This window comes from Chloroflexota bacterium (genome assembly GCA_040902225.1).
GTDB lineage: Bacteria > Chloroflexota > Limnocylindria > QHBO01 > QHBO01 > CF-167.
Genome location: JBBDXT010000004.1, coordinates 511,692 through 530,417, shown reverse-complemented (window position 1 = coordinate 530,417; position 18,726 = coordinate 511,692). Strand labels below are relative to the sequence as shown.

The window sequence follows — 18,726 nt, the reverse complement described above, 5'->3', positions numbered from 1 at the left end:
TAGCACCCGTCAGCGGGCGCTCCGGAGCACGGACTAGTCCGTGAAATCCCACACGACGTACACCTTTGAGCCGCTGACGGCGATCCCGATGCCGATCCGGGTGTAGTGCGTGCCGAGGATGTTGCCGATGTGATTGTTGTAGCCAGGGTACGGCTCGGCCATGAATTGGTTGTGGCACCAGTTGAGCACGCCGGTTGGTGTCCGCGAGCCGTTGTTGCTGTAGCAGATGTTCTCGCCCGACCAGCCGAACGAGATGCCCCCGTTGCGCAAACGGTCCTGCTTGGTACGCCCGTCGAGGCTGGTGTGGCTGAAGTAGCCGTTCCGCAGCATGTCCCAGGCGTGCGCATTGGCGACGGCCGAGATGGCCGAGTTGAGCACGAGCGGCTTGAGACCGTACGCCGCACGGGCGGCATTGACCTGGTTCAGCGCGTGGCCGACCAGGGTCGACGAGGGAGCTGGCGCGGACACCGAGACGCGGGGGCGTGCGACGGCGACGACGAGTGGCTTGGTGGTGAAGGTCAGACTGGCGGTCAGCGCGTTGCCATCGGCGTCGAGGGCGCCCTTGGCCAGGCTCACGTCGAAGCGGTGGCCGGCCGCCAGCGCGCGCGCCGGCTTGAAGACCAGCTGCGTGTGCGAGGCGTTCCATGACGTCGTGCCGGTCAGCTTGGCGCCGGTCGATCGATCAGTGACCCGCAGCGCGGCGCCGACCACCGCGGCATCCACCGGCTGGCTGAACCAGAGGCCGATCTCCTTGGTTGTCACGCCGATGGCATCGGCCTTTGGCGTGCTCTGCACCAGCTGGGCGCCCGGTCGGGTGGTGAACGAGAAGGATGCGTCCCCGCCGAGCGGGTTGCCGGCGCGGTCGTGCACCCCCACCAGCGAGACGGCATAGCGGGCGCCCGATGCGAGTCGCTCGATCGGTGTGAAGGTCAGGGTGCTGCCGGCCCAGCGGAGGATGCCCGGCGTGGCGGGGCTCAGGACGAAGGCCTGCTCCACCTCAGCATGATTCATCGGCGCGCTGAATGCGATCTCGATCGAGGTCCCGGCGCTCACGTCCGACGCGGTGTCGGGCGGCGGCCCGACCAGGTCGGACTCGGTAGCGCCCATGGCCGCGACAGGGACGGCGGTCTCCGCCACGTAGTGGATCGCGAAGTCGCTGATGCGAGGCGCGGTCTGGGTGGTGAAGCTGAAGCGAGCCGGGGAGCCCAGCAACGCGCCGCCTGCGGTGCGAGCCGTTCCCGCCACCACGAGCCCGTAGCGCCTGTCAGGCGACCAGAGACCCTCGGGCAGCACCCGGAGCTCGCCGCCGTCGTCGGACCAGGCAAGGCGTACCGGATGCGACGGGACGATCGACAGTGCCGCCTCGACTGACGCGGCATCCATCGAATGGGTGAAGGCCATGGTCACGGGCTGCTCGGTGCCGATTCCCACGCCGATGACCACGGGCAGAATCGAGGTCGGGGGTGGGAGGATGGTCGTCAGCCCGGCCTGCGCGGCACCGCCCGCCGAAACGGCGGATGCGAGGACGAGGGAGAGGGCTGCGATGAGGGTGCGGGTGATGGCACGATGGCGTCGCAACTGGTACGAGAGCGACGCGAATGGGGCGCGATTTCCGAAGCGCGCACTGCGAATAGAGATCAATAGACGGTGACTCCTGTCACGGGCTGACCGCTGTCGGGCACGACCCACGGCTGCCTTGTGGCGCACGAAGTATACCCGCCGATCAGCTGTCAAGCCCAGTCGGGCGCCCGATCCGGCGTGCGGCGAGGGTCGGATGGAAGGTCGCGCCACCGTAGGATTCGACCAATCCGCGAGCCTCCAGGAGCGTCAAAGTGCTCGCCAGCGCCCCGGTTGCCATGTCCGTTCGGCCGATCAGCTCCTCGATCGACGCGGGGCGCTGGAGCAGCGCGTGGAGGACCATGGCCTCCGGGTCCGAGAGGCTGGTGACGCTTACTGGCCGGCCGCCGGCCTGTGCGCCGATGCGATGCAGCAGAGCGGCGGCGGAGGTGACGATGGTCGCCTGGTGATCGGCGATCAGCCGGTTGCAGCCCCGCGACGCGATGGCGTCGATCGGACCCGGGACCGCGAACACCTCCCGACCGTGATCGATCGCCGCCGCGGCGGTGAGCAGCGCACCGGAGCGATCCGGCGCCTCGACCACCACCACCGCGCGCACCAGGCCGGCGATGATGCGGTTGCGTCGCGCGAAGTCCGGCTTGCCCGGCGCATGGCCTGGCGCGAGCTCGGAGATCAGCGCGCCGCCGGTCGCGACCAGCCGCGCGGCCAGGTCACGATGGCGGGGCGGGTAAATGCGGTCGAGCGGCGACGGCAGGACCGCGACGCTCCGCCCCCCGGCAGCCACGGCGGCCACGTGCGCCTGCGCGTCGATCCCGACCGCCAGCCCGCTCACCACCGTGACCCCTGCTCGCGCCAGCTCCTCCGCGATCTCGGCAGCACAGGAACGGCCGTAGCCGCTGGCGCGGCGGGTTCCCACAATCGCCACGCACGGTCGCGTCATCGAGGCGGGATCGCCGGCCAGGTACAGGACCGGCGGCCGCGGATCGGCCGCGCTCAGCGCAGCCGGATACCCAGGATCGAGGGCGCTCAGGATGATGCCGCCGCACCGCCGCGTCGCAGCCGCCACCCGCGAGGCCACGCGACTCGCCCCTTCCCGACGCAGTCGTGCGAGGGCCGGGGCCGCGTCATCCGGAACCCGGGGCAGCGCCTCGAGCAGCGCCGGTCCGGCAGCCCAGGCTGCGCGCGCACTCCCGAAGCGTCGCAGCAGCCGCGCGAAGCCAACCGGACCGACGCCGGGAACCAGCGAGATGGCGATCCAGTACGGGGCCTCCGCCTCTCGTTCGAGCTCGCCAAGATCGATCCCGGTCCACCCACCGTGATCGGCGCGGAAGCGCGTCTCGGCGGCCGCCGTTGCCAAGGCCGGCGACACGGGTCCCCCGGCCCCGACCCCGATCACGAGCCCACCGCGCCGCGGTAGGTCAGCGCCTCGTCGATGTGCTCCCGGGCCACCTCGACAACCGCGGCGAGGTCGGCGATGGTGCGCGCCACTCGCGCAGCGCGATGGATCCGGCGCGGCGACATCGCGAATCGGCGCGCACGCTGCGTCAGGATGCCAGCGGCCACCGGTCCGAATCCCCGGTCCGCGCGGAGCGCGCCGGCCGGCAGGTCGCCGTTGGCGCTGCCCTGCCGCTCCAGCTGTCGCCGCCACGCCCTTACGATGCGGGCCGTCACTGCCTCGCTCGGCTCGATGCCATCGGTGCTGGCGGCAGTGTCCGGGGCGGGCTGCGCCATCGTCACCCACAGGTCGATTCTGTCCCGCAGCGGCCCGGAGAGCCGGGCCAGATAGCGGCGGGCGGTGGCATCCTCGCAGGTGCACGCCCGCTGCCTGGAGCCGCGCCAGCCACAGGGACACGGATTGAAGGCGGCCAGCAGCGTGAAGCGCGCCGGCATGGTGAGTGCTCCGTCGACGCGCGCGATGGTGACGCTCCCGCCCTCGAGGGGCTCACGCAGCGCGTCGAGCGCATCCGATCGAAACTGCAGCGTCTCGTCGAGCAGCAGGATGCCCCGATGCGCCAGCGACGCCTCCCCGGGCCGCACCCGCGGGCCTCCCCCCACGAGCGCCTGGGTCGAGATGGTGTGGTGCGGCGCACGGAAGGGTCGCTCGCGGAGGAGCGGCGCGCGCCGTTCGAGGAGCCCGGCCACGGAGTAGATGCGGCTGACCTCGATCGCCTCGTCGTCCTCGAGCGGCGGCATCAGGTCGGCCGCACAGCGCAGGAGGAGCGTCTTGCCGATCCCCGGCGGCCCGCACAGCGCCAGGTTGTGGCGCCCGGCCAGCGCGATCTCCAGCCCGCGGCGCGCCAGCGCCTGGCCGGCCACCTCGGCGAGATCAGGACCGCGCCGCGTGGGGACAGGCGAGGGCAGCTCCGTCGGCTCCGCCACGGGCAGGTCGCGCACGCCCGCCAGGTGACCGACCGCCTCTCCCAACGAAGCGGCGCCGTGGACGCGCAGGCCGGCCACCGCAGCAGCCTCACCGGTCGCTCCGACGGCAACGATCAGCGACGGGACGCCGGCGCTGAAGGAGGCTGCCGCCAGCGCCATCGTGCCCGGCACCGGGCGCACGCCGCCATCCAGCCCCAGCTCGCCGACCAGGGCCGTCTGCCGCAGTCGGTCGACGTCGCGAAGCTGGCCCGAGGCGGCCAGGATCCCCACCGCGATCGGCAGGTCGTAGCCCGTGCCGTCCTTGGGCAGGTCCGCGGGCGACAGGTTGATGGTGATCCGTCGCGCCGGCACCTCGAACCCGCTGTTCCGTAGCGCGCTCCTGACTCGTTCACGGGCCTCCTGCACCTGGCTCCCCGCCAGGCCCACGATCGTGAGCGCCGGCAGACCAAAGGCGACATCCACCTCGACGCGCACCGGCAGGCCTTCGACGCCCATGATCGACGCGCTGAGCGTCTCGGCCAGCAAGCGCACCACCTCGCCTTGAGAGGCGCGGATCGAAGCGGATGAGGTGCCGGCCGCACACCTGCTCGCCTCCCAAACTCCGGCGGCGACCGGCTGAGCAGGAGGCTAGGGGTCGGGCCTTATCGGCTCGTTAGGCGCCGCTTAACGGTCAGGCGCCGGCGGGAACGGCCTCGGTCGCAAAGGCCTCGTCGATGGCCCGGGCGAAGGCCAGCACGCTCTTGCTCAAGGGCGCATCGGCGCGGCTGGACATGAACGGCTCGCCCGAGTTCAGGGCGCTGATCGCGCCGCGGTACTCGTTGATGACCTGGTAGTCGATCTTGCGGCCGAGTGCCGACTCTGCGTTGCTGACATTGATGCCGGTGTACGCATTGGACCGATTCAGGACGAGCTGCACCTTGCTCTTCTCGTAGCCCAGGCTGTCCATCGTCTCGAGCACCAACGGCACGTTCTTGAGGCACGACAGGTCGGCGGTCATTACCACGTAGATGACATCGGCTTCGTCGAAGAGCTGGAGGTTGAAATCGTCGATCGACTGCGACATGTCGACCAGGGTGTAGTCGTACAGGCGTCGCGAGAGACCCAACAGGTTGCTCATCACCGCGGGCGCCTGTCGCTGCCGCTCGACCACGATGTCGGCGGACGCCGGGGTGGCCGGGGCCAGCAGCAGGTCGATCCCGGACCGATGGCTGACCATCATGGTCCGGAACAGGTCCAGATCGAGGTCAGGCTCGCTGATCGCGTTCACGATCGAGGGGGTATCGAGGCCCAGGTCCAGGAAGACGCGCAGGTCGCCGAACTGGAGGTTGGCGTCGATCAGGGCGGTCCGTCGCTTCAGCTCGCGCGCCAGCCCAATGGCGGTGTTGATGGCGATGGTGGTGGTGCCCACACCCCCCTTGGCGGGATAGAAGGCGCACAGCCTGCCAAGGGTCGGCGCCTCGGGGCCGGTCCTCGTGGGGGTGGGTCCCCCGCTCTGGGCGAGCAGCGCCTTGATGCGGGCCATCAGCTCGAGCGGGTGGAACGGCTTGACGATGTCGTCATCGGCGCCCGCGCGGAGACCCCGGACCCGCTGCTCCACGTCGGCCTCGGAGGTGAGCATGATGATCGGGATGCGGCCGATGCCCTTCTCCGCCGCGCGGATCTGCTGCGTGGCGGCGTAGCCATCCAGCTTGGGCATGGCCACGTCCATCAGGATCAGGTCGGGCCGCGCCTCGAAAGCCATCTCCACCCCCGCGGCGCCGTCGGACGCGACCGTGACCTCGTAGCCCTCCTGCTTGAGGGCGAAGACGAGGACGCGCTGGATGTTCAGGTCGTCGTCGACGACCAGGATTCTGGTGGCCATGCAGCTCCCCGAGGCGGAATGGAGGTCCGGGCGATTATACGGGCGCTTCCCCGTCCAGGTGCCGGGCCAGGAAGTCCAGGACGCGGCGCTCGTACGCCTCCGGGGCGGTCGAATGCGCCTCTGAATGGGCGGCTCCGGGGACCACGAACAGCTCCTTCGGCTCGCCCGCAGCCCGGAACATGCGCTGAGACTGGTGCGGACTCACCAGCCGATCCTCGCCGGGGGAGATCAGCAACAGTCCACGCGGCGCGATCTGTGCCACACGGTTCATCGGCGAGCGCAGCCAGACGCGTGCTCGCAGGCTCGCTGCCGCCAGCGCGAGCCCTGCCCCCAGCCGCGCAAGCGGATAGCCAGCCTCCCGCATGCGGTTTGCGATCGGGTTGCGCAGGTCCGCATAGGCCGCATCGGCGACGACAGCAGCCACCGGCAGGTCGGGCGCAGCCATGAGCGCCACCGAGCCGCCCATGCTGTTCCCCATCAGCGCGATGGGCCCGAGCCCGCGACCGGCCAGGAAGTGCACCGCCGCGGCCACGTCGCGCTGCTCGAGCGTGCCAAGCGAGATGAGAGAGTCGTCGCTGCCACCGTGGCCGCGGAAGTCGAACGGCAGGACGTGGTAGCGCCGTTGCAGCCACGGCACGAAACCGGCCAGCCACGGCAACCGATGCCCGGAGAAGCCGTGCAGCAGGACCACCGCCGCACGCGTCTCGCGGCCGGCGGGGATCAGCCAGCCGGAGAGCGTCACCCCGTCATCGCTCGTGAAGCGAACGTCCTCGTAGGCGAGGCCGATGTCGGCGGGTGTGGCGGGATCGCCCTCCTCCGGCACGAATGGGCGGCGGCCGGGGCTGACGATGCGTCGCGACCCCTCCACCGTCAGGTAGCCGAGATAGCCGAAGGTGACGGCGGCCACGACCCGACCCAGCCAGGCGATCAGCCCGCGCCGTCGGCCCGGAGGCGTTGCCATGCCCTTCGCCGGGTCGCTCAGGTCTTGGCGGGTGGCTCGCCGGCCTCGCGCGCAGCCCGCATCACCCCGGCCAGCGGCCGCGTCAGCTCGGCCAGCTCCATCGGCACGATCCACTTGGTGGACGCGCCGGCGGCGAGCGCCTTGAGCGCCTCGAGGTACTGGAGGGTCATCGTCTTGTCGTCAACCCCCTTGGCGGCGGCGAAGATCGTCTTGAGCGCGTTGCTGAAGCCCTCGGCCCGCAGGACCTGGGCCTGCCGCTCGCCCTCGGCACGCAGGATGGCGCTCTGCTTGTCGCCCTCGGCCACGTTGATCGTGGCCTGCCGGGTCCCCTCCGACTCGGTGATGTTGGCGCGCCGGTTGCGCTCGGCGCTCATCTGGCGGTTCATCGCATCCTGGATGTCACGCGGCGGCACGATCTCGCGAATCTCGACGTTCGTGATCTTGACGCCCCAGCGGTGCGTCACCTCGTCGAGCTTGGAGCGCAGGACGTTGTTGATCTCCTCGCGCTTGGCCAGCACGTCATCCAGCGGGATGTCGCCGATCACAGCGCGCAGGGTGGTCGCCGCCAGCGCCTGCGAAGCGCCGGTGAAGTCGACCACCGCGGTCACCGTCTCGACCGGGTCGAAGACCTTGGAGTAGACGAGGAAGTCGATGCTGATCGGGGCGTTGTCCTTGGTGATGCAGGTCTGCTGCGGCACCTCCAGGAACCGCTCCCGCAGGTCGACCTTGACCGCCTGCTGGATGAACGGGATGAGGAGCACCAGCCCCGGACCGCGCCCGCCCTGCAGCCTTCCCAGGAAGAAGACGACCAGCCGTTCGTATTCGCGGACGATGTTGACAATGGTGGTCAGCAGGGCGATGAGGATTGCCAGGCCGATCAGCAGGATCACCAGGCCAACCAGATTGTCAGGCATCCAGAAGCTTCCCTTCTCGAGCGGCGCAGCGTTCAGTCGCGGGCAGCATAGGCCGTTGCATGATCGAAGACCACCTTGACCGATGCGTGTCGGCCGCGTCCGGTGGCAACCGCCAGCGCTTGCCTCCAGCGGTCGAGCCCGAACCGATGCGTGACCAGCTCCGCGACCGGTGGCGCGCCCGGTTCGGCCAGCCGGCCGAGCAGGTATTCGAAGGTGTGCGGCGCCCCCGGCAGGGAGGCTTCCCGGCCGTAGACATAGCTGCCGATGACCCGCAGCTCGCGCGCCCAGGCGAGCGTGAGGTCGAGGTGCTCGAGTTCCCCGGCGGTGCCGAGCAGGACGAACCGACCGCGGGGCGCCACGACCCGCAGGCCGGCGTCCACGCTGGCACGGCTGCCGACCCCATCGAAGACAAGGTCGAAGCCGCCCGTGAAGACCTGGTCGCCGACGATCGGCCGATGGGCGCGTGCGCCGGTGACCTCCACTGCCGCCCGCTGCGGCCCGCCGCCACCGAGATCGAGCACCACGCGGCTCGCGCCCAGGCGCTCTGCCAGGCTGACCTGGAGTGGATGCCGGACCACCGCGGTGACATCGGCGTTCGGATCTACCATGCGCAGGGCCACCAGTACGCCAAGCCCGATCGTCCCTCCGCCCACCACCAGCACCTTCTCGCCCGGCCCCGGCGGAGCGCGCAGGACCGCGTGCAGCGAGCAGGCCAGCGGCTCCACCAGGACCGCCGTCTCGTCGCTCAGCGAGTCGGGAACCCGGTGCAGCTGGCTGGCATGCGCAAGCATTGCCTCCGACCAGGCCCCGGGCAGGTCGCGGCAGTACCCGATCAGCATCCCCGGCGCGAGAGACCCATCGGCCGCGTGGCGGCACAGGGCGGGCAGGCCATCGCGGCAGGCGGGACATGGGTCCAGACCCCGGACGAAGCACGAGATGATCGGGTCGACCACCACCCGCTCCCCTACCTCGTGGGCGACGGCGCTGCCTGCCTCCTCGATCACCCCCACCACCTCGTGGCCCAGGATGGCGGGGAACGAGGCGAACGGCGACAGGATGGGGCTGGCCCTTCCGGTGAGGAGCGCGGTGTCGCTGCCGCAGATCCCGGCCATCAGCGGCCGGATCCGGACCCAGTCGGGTCCTGGCGGCGCGGGGATCGGGTATCGGGAGAGCGCCAGCCATGGCATCCAGCCGCCGGTCAACGCCGGCAGCCGTCGACCGACCAACCGCAGCGCCCGCTGGTTCAGGCGGGATGCGCCGACGCGCAGGCCAAGGCCGCGAGCCGGCCTGCCCTCCATAGCGCCAGTCAGCTCATCGGGACCTGGCGGACGATGTGCGGCCCAACCCGCTCCAGGATCTCGTCCAGGCTCTCGCCGGTGATCGTCAGGCCGTGGTTCCTGAGGCCGATCACGGCGTGGCCGGGATCGGGGGCCTCGCGGACCAGCTCGGCCACCTCGCGGGCCAGCTCTTCGGTGCCGCAGGGGTAGACGGCCTCGGTCGAGACGGCGCCCGCGACCCAGCCGTGGACGTGCAGGATGGCGCCGACCTCGACGTGCGCACGGTAGATGGTCAGGTGCTCGATCGCGTCGACCGAGACCCGCCGCGGCTTCACGGCGGGCGGGACGCTGAGGCGGATCACGCCGCGCTCGGCATCGAAGCCGGTCACCAGCAGGATGTCGCGTCCGATCTCGCGCAGCCTGCTCTTGTCCACGCCGCTGGCGCTCATCCAGAAGTCGTCGCCGGATTGGCGCTCGCTGGCGTTGCCGTAGCTCAGGCCGCCGATCCCGAACAGGCGCTTCACGTGCCGCAACTCGTCGGCGCTCAGCATCTCGTCGATCGGCCACGGGGCGGGCAGCAGGTCGAGCTCGTCGAGCCGCTGCCCGGCGCGCGCAATCGCCTGCGTGTGCTCGTCGCCATGCCACAGCTCGCGGGGCAGGTCGGGAACAAACTCGTTGTCGATCACGAGCCGGGACTCGGCGAGGGGCACGATGCGGTCGACCACGCGCGCGAAGAAGGTCTCGTCATCGGCCTCGCCGGCGATGCGGTGGAAGCCCTGCTCCATCGTGATCAGGTAGGCCTCCGGTCCGCCGCCGTTCCGCGCGATCGGCACGAACACGTTGGAGAGCGAGCGCACCAGCAGTGGGTAGCCGGCGCGCAGCATGTCGTCCGGTGAGTCGGGCAGCTCGGCCACGCCGACCACGAAGATCTCCTTGGATCGGCGCCGGAAGCTGCGCGGCTCGTCGGCTTCGACCGCGTTCAGCACCACTCGCACGTCCGGGTCGATGTCAGTGGCATCCCGCTCGCGATCCCGCTGGACCGGATAGCCGCGCGCCGACAGCTCGGCCGAGACGCCGTCGAGGAACCAGGCGGTCAGGGCACCACCGGCGCCGTCGACCACGGCCACGCCGTTCGGCCGTTCGGACGCTCCGCGGTCCGCGCCCGATCGAGTCACGACCGCGTCAGCCATCCTTCTCCTCCGGCTCGACGATCAGTTCCAGCCCCTCGACCGCGACCACGCGCAGCGGGTTGCCGGGCTGGATCTCCCCGTGCCGGCTGCGAGCCGACCAAGCCTCGCCTCCAGCATAGGCGATGCCGGTTGGGGCGATGAGGGTCTGGGCCGTCCCACCTGCCCCCACCAGGGTTGCGATCGGGAGCGCGGTGGATCGGTTGGCGCGCATCTGGATGAGCCCTCGGACCAGTACGAAGAAGTACGCGAGGCTGAGCAGGATGGCGCCCACGATCAGGATCGGGCTGACCGTGAACTCGACCGGGTTGTCGGTGTCGACGCCGGTGTACAGGGCGAAGGCGCCCAGCAGGAAGCAGACCACTCCACCCACCGCCAGGAAGCCGTAGCTGGTGAAGTGCAGTTCCAGCACGAAGAGGCTGATCCCCATCAGGATCAGCAGCAGGCCGCCTACGTTCAGGGGCAGGCTGTTGGAGCCGATGAAGGCCAGCACGATGGCGATCGCTCCCAGCGAGCCGCTGATCAGGTTCGGATGGAACAGCTCCGACAGGATCCCGTAGAAGCCGATGGTGAACAGGATGAAGGCGATGTTCGGGTCGGACAGGAGGTGCAGGAACTGCTGGCCGATGTTCATGGTCCCGTCGCTGATCGGCAGTCCGGAGAGCTTCGGCAAGGGTTCGCCGTTGAAGGTATAGGCGTAGCCGTCGGCACGCGTCCCCTTGTCGATCTCGGCGAATAGGGCGTCGGTATCGGCCGCCAGGATGTCCACGATCGGCGGCTTCATGGCGATCGCCTGGCTGACCGAGGCGCTGGCCGCGTTCCGCACCGCCCGCTCCGCCCACGCCGCGTTGCGGCCGTGGTCGCGCGCCAGCTCGGTGATGCGCGCCACGGCGTCGTTGGTCACCTTGCGGCCCAGGGTCTCCGGCAGGTCCTCGCCAGTGCCGCTTATCACCGACGCGGCACCGATGTTGGTGAGCGGCGCCATGGCCGCCACGTCCCCGGCCAGGGTGATGAAGGTGGCGGCGCTCCCGGCGCGCGCCCCCTCCGGTGCGACCCAGGTGATGACCGGCACCTCACTGCCCAGGATCGCCTTCAGGATGCGATCCATGCTGGTCAGCTCGCCGCCGGGTGAATCGATCTGGATGATGACGGCGGCTGCGCCCGAGTCGGCTGCGGTCTGCAGCCCCTCCTCGATGTAGGCGGCGTTGACCTGGTCGATCACGCCCGTCAGCTGCAGCCTGAGCACGCCCACATCGGCTCCGGCAGCGCTTGCCGCCAGCGAGACGAGACCAAGGAGCATGGCGCCGACCGCGAAGGCGCGCCGCAGCCGAGACATCCTTCCGAGTATACGCGTGGGCCGCCCAAGGGCCGCTTTTAGAGGAGGTGCTCGGCGACGAGGCGGGACCAGGTCTCCATCCGATCCCACACAGCGCGAACCTCAGCCGCTGTAGCGAAGCGACCGGTCAGCTTGTCGCGCTCGCGCACCTCGACCGGGCGGCCATCGGCCTGGACCTCGAAGACGACTCCCAGATGAACCGATCCAACCGGGTTCGAATCATCGTTGAGCATCCCCACCAGCCGAAACTCCGGCTCCCAGTCGGTCACCAACTCCTCGGACCACTCCCGGCGGAGCCCATCGGCAAGGGGGTCTTCTCCCTCGTCGACCGGGTTGAGATGGCCGCCGACCCCGATGCTCGCCTTGCCGTGCAGCCGTGAATCGCCCCCCGCCGCGGTGCGCTCCATCAGGTACACGAGCGCTCCGTCGCGGATGACGACATACGGGATGAGCTGCTTGAAGGCCTGATCCTGCTCCGCGAGCGGCCGGTCCATGAAGCGACCGTGGGTCGCCGTCGCGGTCTGCAGCACGGCCATCGTCTGATCGCTGGTCTCGCGGACTCCCGTGAAATGACACCCGCCGGGGACCTCAGCACGGGGCAGCACCAGCACGCGCTCGACCATTTCCCGAGTCTAGGTGGGTGCGCATTGTCACCGCAGTTTCGGGCTGCAAGGTCTCTTGCAAGGCCGCAGGATTATCGTCCGCGGCGTAGATGGTCCTATTCGTCCTGTAGTACGACGGTACCCGTCCACGCCAGGGGAGCAACAGTGAGCCACACGCCCAGGTGGAACAGACAGGCGCGATCGCGGCGCGGCCAGGCCCTGGTCGAGTTCGCCCTGGTGCTTCCGATCCTGCTCATGCTCGTCGGAGGCATTATCCAGTACGGGGTCATCTTCGCCACCAAGCACTCGCTCATCCAGGTGGCCCGCGATACCGGACGCTGGGCAGCGACGCAGGCATTCGACCCATGTCTCAGCGCAACCACTGCCTCTCCGCCTGAACCGGTCACGGAGGCCGACGCGATCGCCCAGCAGTCTCGCCTGATGGGATACGCGGCTGGGGATTGGAACGCGCTGACGTTCACCGCCTACGCCGATAACGAGCCGATGCCGGCGACTCCACCCAACTCGGAGTGGGTCGAGGTGGTCTGGTCGTACCAGAACGGCGAACCCTGCCCCACCGTGGACAGCACCACGGCAGCCTACGTCACGGTGCGCCTCACACATCGGGCCCCGGTCTTCCTGCCCGGGCTGGCTTATCTGCCCGGCTTGGGAGCGTGTGACACCAACGGCTGTTACCTGCCCATTACGACCACGGCGCGGTTCCGGATGGAGGCGCGGCCGACGCCATGATCAGCGTGAACCGACCACGCAGGCGACCACCTCGCGCGCATCGGGGGCAAGCCCTCGTCGAGTTCGGGTTGGTGATCGGTCTGTTCCTGTTCGTCATCGGCGGCCTGATCCAATTCGGCGTCATCCTGTGGAGCCAGAATGCGATCACGCAGGTCGCGCGCGACACTGCCCGATGGGCAGTTACGCAATCGATCAGCCCGTGCGACTCTCCCGCCACGCGCACCGCCCTCGCGGCAGCGGCCGATCAGCTCGCCCGTGGCACCTCGCTGGTCAACTACCCGGCTGGCACATGGTCCACGGCCAGCAGCATCGCCGCGGTTGGCTCCGAAGGTGTGGGGGCCGACTGGCAGTCCGAAGACAGCACGTTTGCGACCGACTGCCCGCCGTCCGACAACACGACGGTGTGGACCGTCCGCGTTCGCGTGAACCACGTCGTCCCCATCTTCCTACCGGGGCTCGAGTTCATCGCCCCGGCATGCGGATCTCCCGGGTTCTGCCTCACATCCTCAACCGAACTGCGAATGGAGCCCAAGCGACCATGACGCACCGGCCGGCTCCTCAAGACCAGCGCGAGCGGGGCCAGATCCTGGTTCTGGCAGCGCTGCTGATGGTCATCCTGATCGGCATCACCGGACTGGCGATTGATGTCAGCGCGGCCTACATGGCGGATCGCTGGCAACGCGCCGTGGCTGACGCCGCTTCACTGGCGGGCGGGCAGGACCTCCAGATCCCCGGGTCCAAGGCGCTCCCCGGTGCGCAGCAATACCAGGACGCGCGCACCCACGCCATGGACATCCTCGTCAGCGAGCTGCGGGCCACGTCGACACCCAGCGTCATGGGTGCATCGCCCTGTCTCACCCCCGCCGGCTGTCCGCTGCCGGGCACGCCCTACGAGGTGGCCATCCGCACACCGTCCCCGAGCTGGGTGGACTGCGATCCGAATCGGTGCATCCAGGTCACGATCCGCCAGCCAGCGTTCGGGCTGACCTTCGGCCGCATCTTCGGCCAGTCGAGCTGGGTGGTGAGCACCACGTCGGTGGCCGGCATCGTGCAGAGTCGCCAATACGGCCTGGTCACCCTTCGCCCGCCGCGTCCGCGCGCCAATGGCAGCGACGCGAACGAGCAGGACATTCATGTCACCGGTGGCTCGATCGTCCAGGTCGACAACGCCGACATCGGCACCAACAGCAACCTCATCATCGATGGCATCAATTCGGCTGTCCTGCTGCAGAACCCCGCCGCACCAGGGCCGTATACGTACTTCGTTTGGCGCTACGACACTTACCAGGCGTGGGGCGATCCGCCGCCCGGATCGCAGCTCTCCTCACCCATCGAGGATCCGGACTACCCGATCCCTCAGCGGGCGGACGTGGTCGCTGGATGCCCTACGACCAGCACCGCTGTCTGCACCTACACGGCCGCCAGTCTCTCCGATGCCATGCTCGGTGGGGCGCCGGGGAGCGCGGCGTGCCAGGCTGAGATGGCCCAGGTGCCTGCCCAGTACAAGGTGGGCGGGACATCGATCAAGGACCTGCTTCCGGCGACCAGGGTGACCTGCTACATGCCGGGGATCTACACCAAACAATTGAAGAACAGCAAGGCCGATGAAGCCGTGCTCCTCACACCCGGGGTCTACTTCTTCGACAAGGGGCTCGACGTCAGTTCGACGCTTGTTGGCGGGTACGTCGGCAATCAGCCCGGGGTCGCGGTCGTATTTCCCACCTGCCCCGGAAACAACTGCCCCGGATTCGCCGGGAATACGTCACCGCTTGTCGCGCTGAACTTCGGCAGTGCGTACCAGAACTCCAGCGGACAACGTGCCACCGCTGCAGCGTGGAACGGCGGGTTCGTGGTGACCGGCGGTTTCCCTTCGACGCTGATGTCGATCATGGTCGAGCCCGACCCCAGCTGCCTGGCGCCACCATTCCCGGCGTTGGAACCGTCCAATTCGTGCAGCAACAGACAGCCCCAACTCAAGCTCCCCGGCGGAGGAGCCCTGGCGGTGGCCGGCATCCAGTACGCACCGACCGATAACACCCAGGTGACGGGAAATAGCCCACAGACGGGAGTCCTGGGCCAGATCATCTCGTGGACGATCGTGTTCTCGGGCTCATCAACTCTGAGCCTGGAAGCCGTGGTCGGTGACACGTCGGGCATCCTTCGCCTCGACCCTGCCTGCTCACCCACGGTCAGCGTCTGCAACCCATAAGGCAGGGCCCTTCTGGGACCTTCGTCCCGTTGCTGCGCCAGGCCGCGCTCAACAGCATGGGGGCATGCAGACCAAGTTCTGGGTTCGCCGGATCGTCCTTGCCGTCGTGTGGGGCCTCGCCATCTCGACGTGGGCAGCCATCGCCCATCACCTGGCGGGGATGCCGGACGTCGGTCTTGTGCTGGTCATCATTACGATGACGTTCGTCATGGTGCGGCCTAGCAGACATGCTACTGTCGCGGAATCGCGCCAAAAGGCGGCTGACGCGGCGATGCACGTGGGCGCCCCGACCGCCTGACCACGGCGGCGACCCCTTCAGCTCGGGGCGTTCCCCTGCGGTCGCTCACAACCTGATCTGCTGATCCCCTTCGCATCCACCGCGCTGCACCAACGGTGCGGCGCTGTTTCATGTCGAGGCCCTTGAGGACTTCTCAAGGGTGCGCCTGCGCACCGCAGTTTCCGGCTGCAAGGTTCCCTGCAAGGATGCCGGCCTATCTTTCGGCGACGAAGTAAGTCCTATTCGGCGGGTAGTACTGCAGTACTAGTCCGAACCACGGGAGCCGACATTGCGCGAGACGTTCAGGGGGGTTCTTCACCGGGCGCGTTCGGCACGCGGCCAGTCCATGGTCGAGTTCATGCTCGTCCTGCCGCTGCTCCTCGTTCTGTTGCTGGGGATCGCTGACTTCGGCCGTGTATTCGCTGCGGGCATCACGCTCGAGGCGGCGGCTCGGAATGCGGCCGAAGTCGTCGCGGAGGAGTATCGCCGTACCCCACCGGATGGTGTATACGCGGACCAGACCCTGCCGGCCCCATCGCCTGGCGACCCCGCCTACTACCAGCCGCTCCACGAGCTTGCCGCGCGGACGGCGTGCCGAGAGGCAGGTGGTCTTCAGAATGCGACCTTCGATCCAGACACCGACCAATGCGCGTTCGATCCGGGGGCTGGCGAAGCGATGCCGGTGTTCCTGGTCTGCATCCACGATGACGCCGATCCCCTCTGTGGGGAGTCGGCCTTCGGGGCGACGATCCCGCCTCAGTGCTCAGCGCTGCAGACCCCGCCCGAGAACACCATGGAGGGCGGCACTGAGCTAAGCCGATATGTCGAGGTCCGGATCTGCTACCGGTTCTCGATGCTGATCAACCTTCCGGTGCTCCCGCTCGACGATGTCTGGCTGCAGAAGTCGCGCGTCTTCACCGTCGCCTACTATCCGCCGCCTCCGACCCCCGAGCCGCCATCTGAGCCACCGCCGCCGTCGCCCGGGGAGATCCCGCCAACGCCAACCCCGGAGGAGTCGGCCTCCCAGAGCCCGGAGGAGTCGGCCGCCGAGACCCCGGCTGAGACACCGACGCCAGCACCGGAGACACCGACGCCAGCACCGGAGACACCGACGCCGAGCCCAGAGGCGACGCCGTGAAGAACGGCGGGTCGCGTGGCCAGACGCTCGTGGAGTTCGCCCTCGTGGCTCCGCTGTTCATCCTCGTGCTGGCCGGCATCGTCACCTTTGGCATCGGGGTGTTCTACCAGCAGCAGCTGACAAACGCGGCTCGAGAGGCCGCGCGCTACGCCGCCATCCACAGCGCCACCTCGCAATGTCCAACCACATCGCGACTGGATCCCGACTGGAACCGAATCATCGACGACAGCTTCGACAAGAACAACTACTACAGCTGCGACCCGCCTGACCTGGGCTGGCCGATGATGACGGCACATGCGCGGTCGAAGGTCTTCGGAATCAGCGCGTCGGAGGTCCACTTCGCCGCATGCTGGTCCGGCTACTGGGACGAGGATCCCGCGGCGAGCTATGACGCTCCCGCACTCAATCCAAGCGACGGCCAGCCGAACGACTTCCGAGAATGCACAATCGGCGGCATCGACCCTCGCGAGGACACGGGATCGCTTCCCTGTCCGCCGCCCGCAACGGTCCTAAGCGCGGATCCAGCCACGACGGACGACAAGGCGAGCAATCTCGCGGCCAGCGCAGCGTACTCGGCGAACCAGGTGACGATATACGCCTGCTACGAATGGACTCCACCGTTCCTGGGTGAGCTCGTTGGGGGTGCGGTCACGTTGCAAGCCGTGATCACCGAAGCCATGCAGCACCAGAAATGAGGCCCGCTCGAATGATCTCGTCCACTCGCTGCCGGTCGTCGCGGGGCCAGATACTCATCCTCGTGGCGTTCGCCATGATGGCGCTCCTTGCCATCGGGGCGATCGTCGTGGATCTCGGCCTGTCGTGGATGCTGCGTCGTCAGGAGCAGAACGCGGCCGACCCGGCCGCGATCGCGGCGGCGCGCTACATCGAGGAGGGCGACAGTGCTGCAACGCGGACCAAGATGGACACCGCCGCCTGCTTCTATGCCAAGCAGAACGGGTTCTTCGAGGCCGACAATGACACTTGTGACAGCGCGCGACTCGAGGGGCGGCTCAAGATCCACTGGCCGCCGATCTCGGGACCATTCGCCGCTCGGCCGGAAATGGTGCAGGTCGTCATCAGCGCCGATCACACATCGTTCTTCGGGCAGTTCCTCGGCCGGCCGACACTAACCGTCAAGACAGCGGCGGTCGCCGCCCGCGAGTCGACGAGCGCCAACACCAACTCGCTCGTCGCACTCGACCCCCACGGCTGTGCAGCCGGGAAGATTCATGGCGGGGGAACCGTGACGATCGAGCCCGCGGAGAATCCCGAGACCCCCGGAGTGCCGTTCAACGGGGGATATGTCCACGTCAACTCGGACTGCCTCCCGGATGGCGCCTACAACGACGACTGCGGCAATGGCAACGGGGCCTTCAAGCAGGGCGGCAACGGTGGCAGCACCATAACCGCCCCGCACATCTACATCGTCGGTACCTGCCAGGAGGCCGGTGGAGAGGTCGCCAGCCCGGTATCTGAAGGAGCGGATCCGGCCCCGGATCCCATGTCCGGTCTGTATGGTCCGGCGCAACAGGGGTATCCAGCGGGCTACTGTCCCAAGAAGGTAGGCCAGCTGATCACCTACGTTCAGTCGGTCCCCACCCAGGATGGTTGCAGCTGGAACCAGAATGGAACGACGATCACGATGACGCCCGGCGTCTACTACGGTGGCTGGAAGTTCTCTGGCAAAGACGTGACGGTCAGGCTCCAGCCGGGGATCTACATCATCGCCGGGGGTGGCATCTCAATCACCGGCCCGAACCTCGACAGTACGCCGGCAACGGTGGGCGGCGATCCCGACCCGGCGCTCGATCCTGCGCGTATCCTCATTTTCAGCACGGACAACACGACGGACCTGGGCTGCGATGCGACGATCGGCCGCTGCCTGCAGGGCGGCATCAAGATCAGCGGAAAGTCGAGCCTGCGCCTGTGGGGACTCGATTCTGGTCAGTGGCGCGGCATGCTGATGTGGCAGGACGGGCGCGGCGATAATCCCACGGCGCCGATCGAAATTGTCGGTCAGGGCGCGTTGGACATCGCCGGAACGATCTATGCGCCATTTGCCGATGTGAAGATCTCGGGCAACGGAGACTCGACGGCGATCCTCGCTGTCCAGATCATCTCGTTTACATGGGACATCGGCGGAAACGGCAACATCTACATGCCGTACGATCCGAGCCAGCTGTACCACATTACGCAGCAAGGCCTCGTCGACTGACCGATGCCGCCGGGCGCTTCGCCCGGCCGGTTCGCTTTCCGG

Annotated in this window: 17 protein-coding genes; 7 read left to right on the top strand and 10 right to left on the bottom strand. The window is 68.6% G+C overall.

The features are described from left to right. Positions 1–33: 33 nt before the first annotated feature. From WEB29_04900 to WEB29_04855, 10 genes are all read right to left on the bottom strand, one after another. Positions 34–1,578, bottom strand: coding sequence for an Ig-like domain-containing protein (locus WEB29_04900; protein MEX2136287.1), 1,545 nt, complete (start codon positions 1,576–1,578; stop codon positions 34–36). Positions 1,579–1,723: 145 nt separating this feature from the next. Then, positions 1,724–2,974, bottom strand: a complete 1,251-nt coding sequence (dprA, locus tag WEB29_04895; protein ID MEX2136286.1) for a DNA-processing protein DprA — start codon at positions 2,972–2,974, stop codon at positions 1,724–1,726. Continuing rightward, positions 2,971–4,491: a YifB family Mg chelatase-like AAA ATPase gene (locus WEB29_04890; GenBank protein MEX2136285.1), complete on the bottom strand. Its 1,521-nt coding sequence runs from the start codon at positions 4,489–4,491 to the stop codon at positions 2,971–2,973. Before WEB29_04890 ends, dprA begins: the two co-directional genes overlap by 4 nt. Positions 4,492–4,627: 136 nt before the next feature. After that, positions 4,628–5,818, bottom strand: coding sequence for a response regulator (locus tag WEB29_04885; GenBank protein MEX2136284.1), 1,191 nt, complete (start codon positions 5,816–5,818; stop codon positions 4,628–4,630). A 34-nt stretch (positions 5,819–5,852) separates the two neighbouring features. Then, entirely contained in the window at positions 5,853–6,779 is a 927-nt protein-coding gene (locus tag WEB29_04880) for an alpha/beta fold hydrolase (protein ID MEX2136283.1), read from the bottom strand. A 17-nt stretch (positions 6,780–6,796) separates the two neighbouring features. Beyond that, complete coding sequence (locus WEB29_04875; GenBank protein MEX2136282.1) at positions 6,797–7,693, bottom strand: SPFH domain-containing protein; 897 nt, start codon at positions 7,691–7,693, stop codon at positions 6,797–6,799. A gap of 32 nt (positions 7,694–7,725) precedes the next feature. Then, a complete protein-coding gene (locus WEB29_04870; protein ID MEX2136281.1) occupies positions 7,726–8,991 on the bottom strand; it encodes an alcohol dehydrogenase catalytic domain-containing protein in 1,266 nt (421 codons plus the stop codon). Between the two features lie 8 nt (positions 8,992–8,999). Beyond that, positions 9,000–10,160, bottom strand: coding sequence for a class II aldolase/adducin family protein (locus tag WEB29_04865; GenBank protein MEX2136280.1), 1,161 nt, complete (start codon positions 10,158–10,160; stop codon positions 9,000–9,002). Next, complete coding sequence (locus WEB29_04860; GenBank protein MEX2136279.1) at positions 10,153–11,493, bottom strand: nodulation protein NfeD; 1,341 nt, start codon at positions 11,491–11,493, stop codon at positions 10,153–10,155. Before WEB29_04860 ends, WEB29_04865 begins: the two co-directional genes overlap by 8 nt. Positions 11,494–11,531: 38 nt before the next feature. Then, complete coding sequence (locus WEB29_04855) at positions 11,532–12,116, bottom strand: hypothetical protein (GenBank protein MEX2136278.1); 585 nt, start codon at positions 12,114–12,116, stop codon at positions 11,532–11,534. 144 nt (positions 12,117–12,260) lie between these two features. Between WEB29_04855 and WEB29_04850 the strand changes: the two genes are divergently transcribed. From WEB29_04850 to WEB29_04820, 7 genes are all read left to right on the top strand, one after another. Then, the gene (locus WEB29_04850) at positions 12,261–12,845 is read left to right on the top strand and encodes a TadE/TadG family type IV pilus assembly protein (protein ID MEX2136277.1); all 585 of its coding nucleotides are present in this window, start codon (positions 12,261–12,263) and stop codon (positions 12,843–12,845) included. Between the two features lie 5 nt (positions 12,846–12,850). Then, positions 12,851–13,387, top strand: coding sequence for a TadE family protein (locus WEB29_04845; protein ID MEX2136276.1), 537 nt, complete (start codon positions 12,851–12,853; stop codon positions 13,385–13,387). Beyond that, complete coding sequence (locus WEB29_04840; protein MEX2136275.1) at positions 13,384–15,054, top strand: Tad domain-containing protein; 1,671 nt, start codon at positions 13,384–13,386, stop codon at positions 15,052–15,054. Before WEB29_04845 ends, WEB29_04840 begins: the two co-directional genes overlap by 4 nt. A gap of 64 nt (positions 15,055–15,118) precedes the next feature. Further along, positions 15,119–15,352, top strand: a complete 234-nt coding sequence (locus tag WEB29_04835) for a hypothetical protein (GenBank protein MEX2136274.1) — start codon at positions 15,119–15,121, stop codon at positions 15,350–15,352. Between the two features lie 325 nt (positions 15,353–15,677). After that, positions 15,678–16,469 carry a TadE/TadG family type IV pilus assembly protein gene (locus WEB29_04830; protein ID MEX2136273.1) on the top strand — a complete coding sequence of 264 codons (792 nt, stop codon included), beginning with the start codon at positions 15,678–15,680 and terminating at the stop codon, positions 16,467–16,469. After that, positions 16,466–17,164 carry a TadE family protein gene (locus WEB29_04825; GenBank protein MEX2136272.1) on the top strand — a complete coding sequence of 233 codons (699 nt, stop codon included), beginning with the start codon at positions 16,466–16,468 and terminating at the stop codon, positions 17,162–17,164. Before WEB29_04830 ends, WEB29_04825 begins: the two co-directional genes overlap by 4 nt. After that, on the top strand, positions 17,161–18,684 hold the full coding sequence (locus tag WEB29_04820) for a pilus assembly protein TadG-related protein (protein MEX2136271.1): 1,524 nt from the start codon (positions 17,161–17,163) through the stop codon (positions 18,682–18,684). Before WEB29_04825 ends, WEB29_04820 begins: the two co-directional genes overlap by 4 nt. Positions 18,685–18,726 lie beyond the last annotated feature (42 nt).

What these genes read in the sequence shown, in the direction of transcription:
- WEB29_04885 (MEX2136284.1), bottom strand. Translation starts at nt 5,818, where the DNA reads ATGGCCACCAGAATCCTGGTCGTCGACGACGACCTGAACATCCAGCGC.
- WEB29_04880 (MEX2136283.1), bottom strand. Translation starts at nt 6,779, where the DNA reads ATGGCAACGCCTCCGGGCCGACGGCGCGGGCTGATCGCCTGGCTGGGT.
- WEB29_04875 (MEX2136282.1), bottom strand. Translation starts at nt 7,693, where the DNA reads ATGCCTGACAATCTGGTTGGCCTGGTGATCCTGCTGATCGGCCTGGCA.
- WEB29_04870 (MEX2136281.1), bottom strand. Translation starts at nt 8,991, where the DNA reads ATGGAGGGCAGGCCGGCTCGCGGCCTTGGCCTGCGCGTCGGCGCATCC.
- WEB29_04865 (MEX2136280.1), bottom strand. Translation starts at nt 10,160, where the DNA reads ATGGCTGACGCGGTCGTGACTCGATCGGGCGCGGACCGCGGAGCGTCC.
- WEB29_04860 (MEX2136279.1), bottom strand. Translation starts at nt 11,493, where the DNA reads ATGTCTCGGCTGCGGCGCGCCTTCGCGGTCGGCGCCATGCTCCTTGGT.
- WEB29_04855 (MEX2136278.1), bottom strand. Translation starts at nt 12,116, where the DNA reads ATGGTCGAGCGCGTGCTGGTGCTGCCCCGTGCTGAGGTCCCCGGCGGG.
- WEB29_04840 (MEX2136275.1), top strand. Translation starts at nt 13,384, where the DNA reads ATGACGCACCGGCCGGCTCCTCAAGACCAGCGCGAGCGGGGCCAGATC.
- WEB29_04835 (MEX2136274.1), top strand. Translation starts at nt 15,119, where the DNA reads ATGCAGACCAAGTTCTGGGTTCGCCGGATCGTCCTTGCCGTCGTGTGG.
- WEB29_04830 (MEX2136273.1), top strand. Translation starts at nt 15,678, where the DNA reads ATGGTCGAGTTCATGCTCGTCCTGCCGCTGCTCCTCGTTCTGTTGCTG.
- WEB29_04820 (MEX2136271.1), top strand. Translation starts at nt 17,161, where the DNA reads ATGAGGCCCGCTCGAATGATCTCGTCCACTCGCTGCCGGTCGTCGCGG.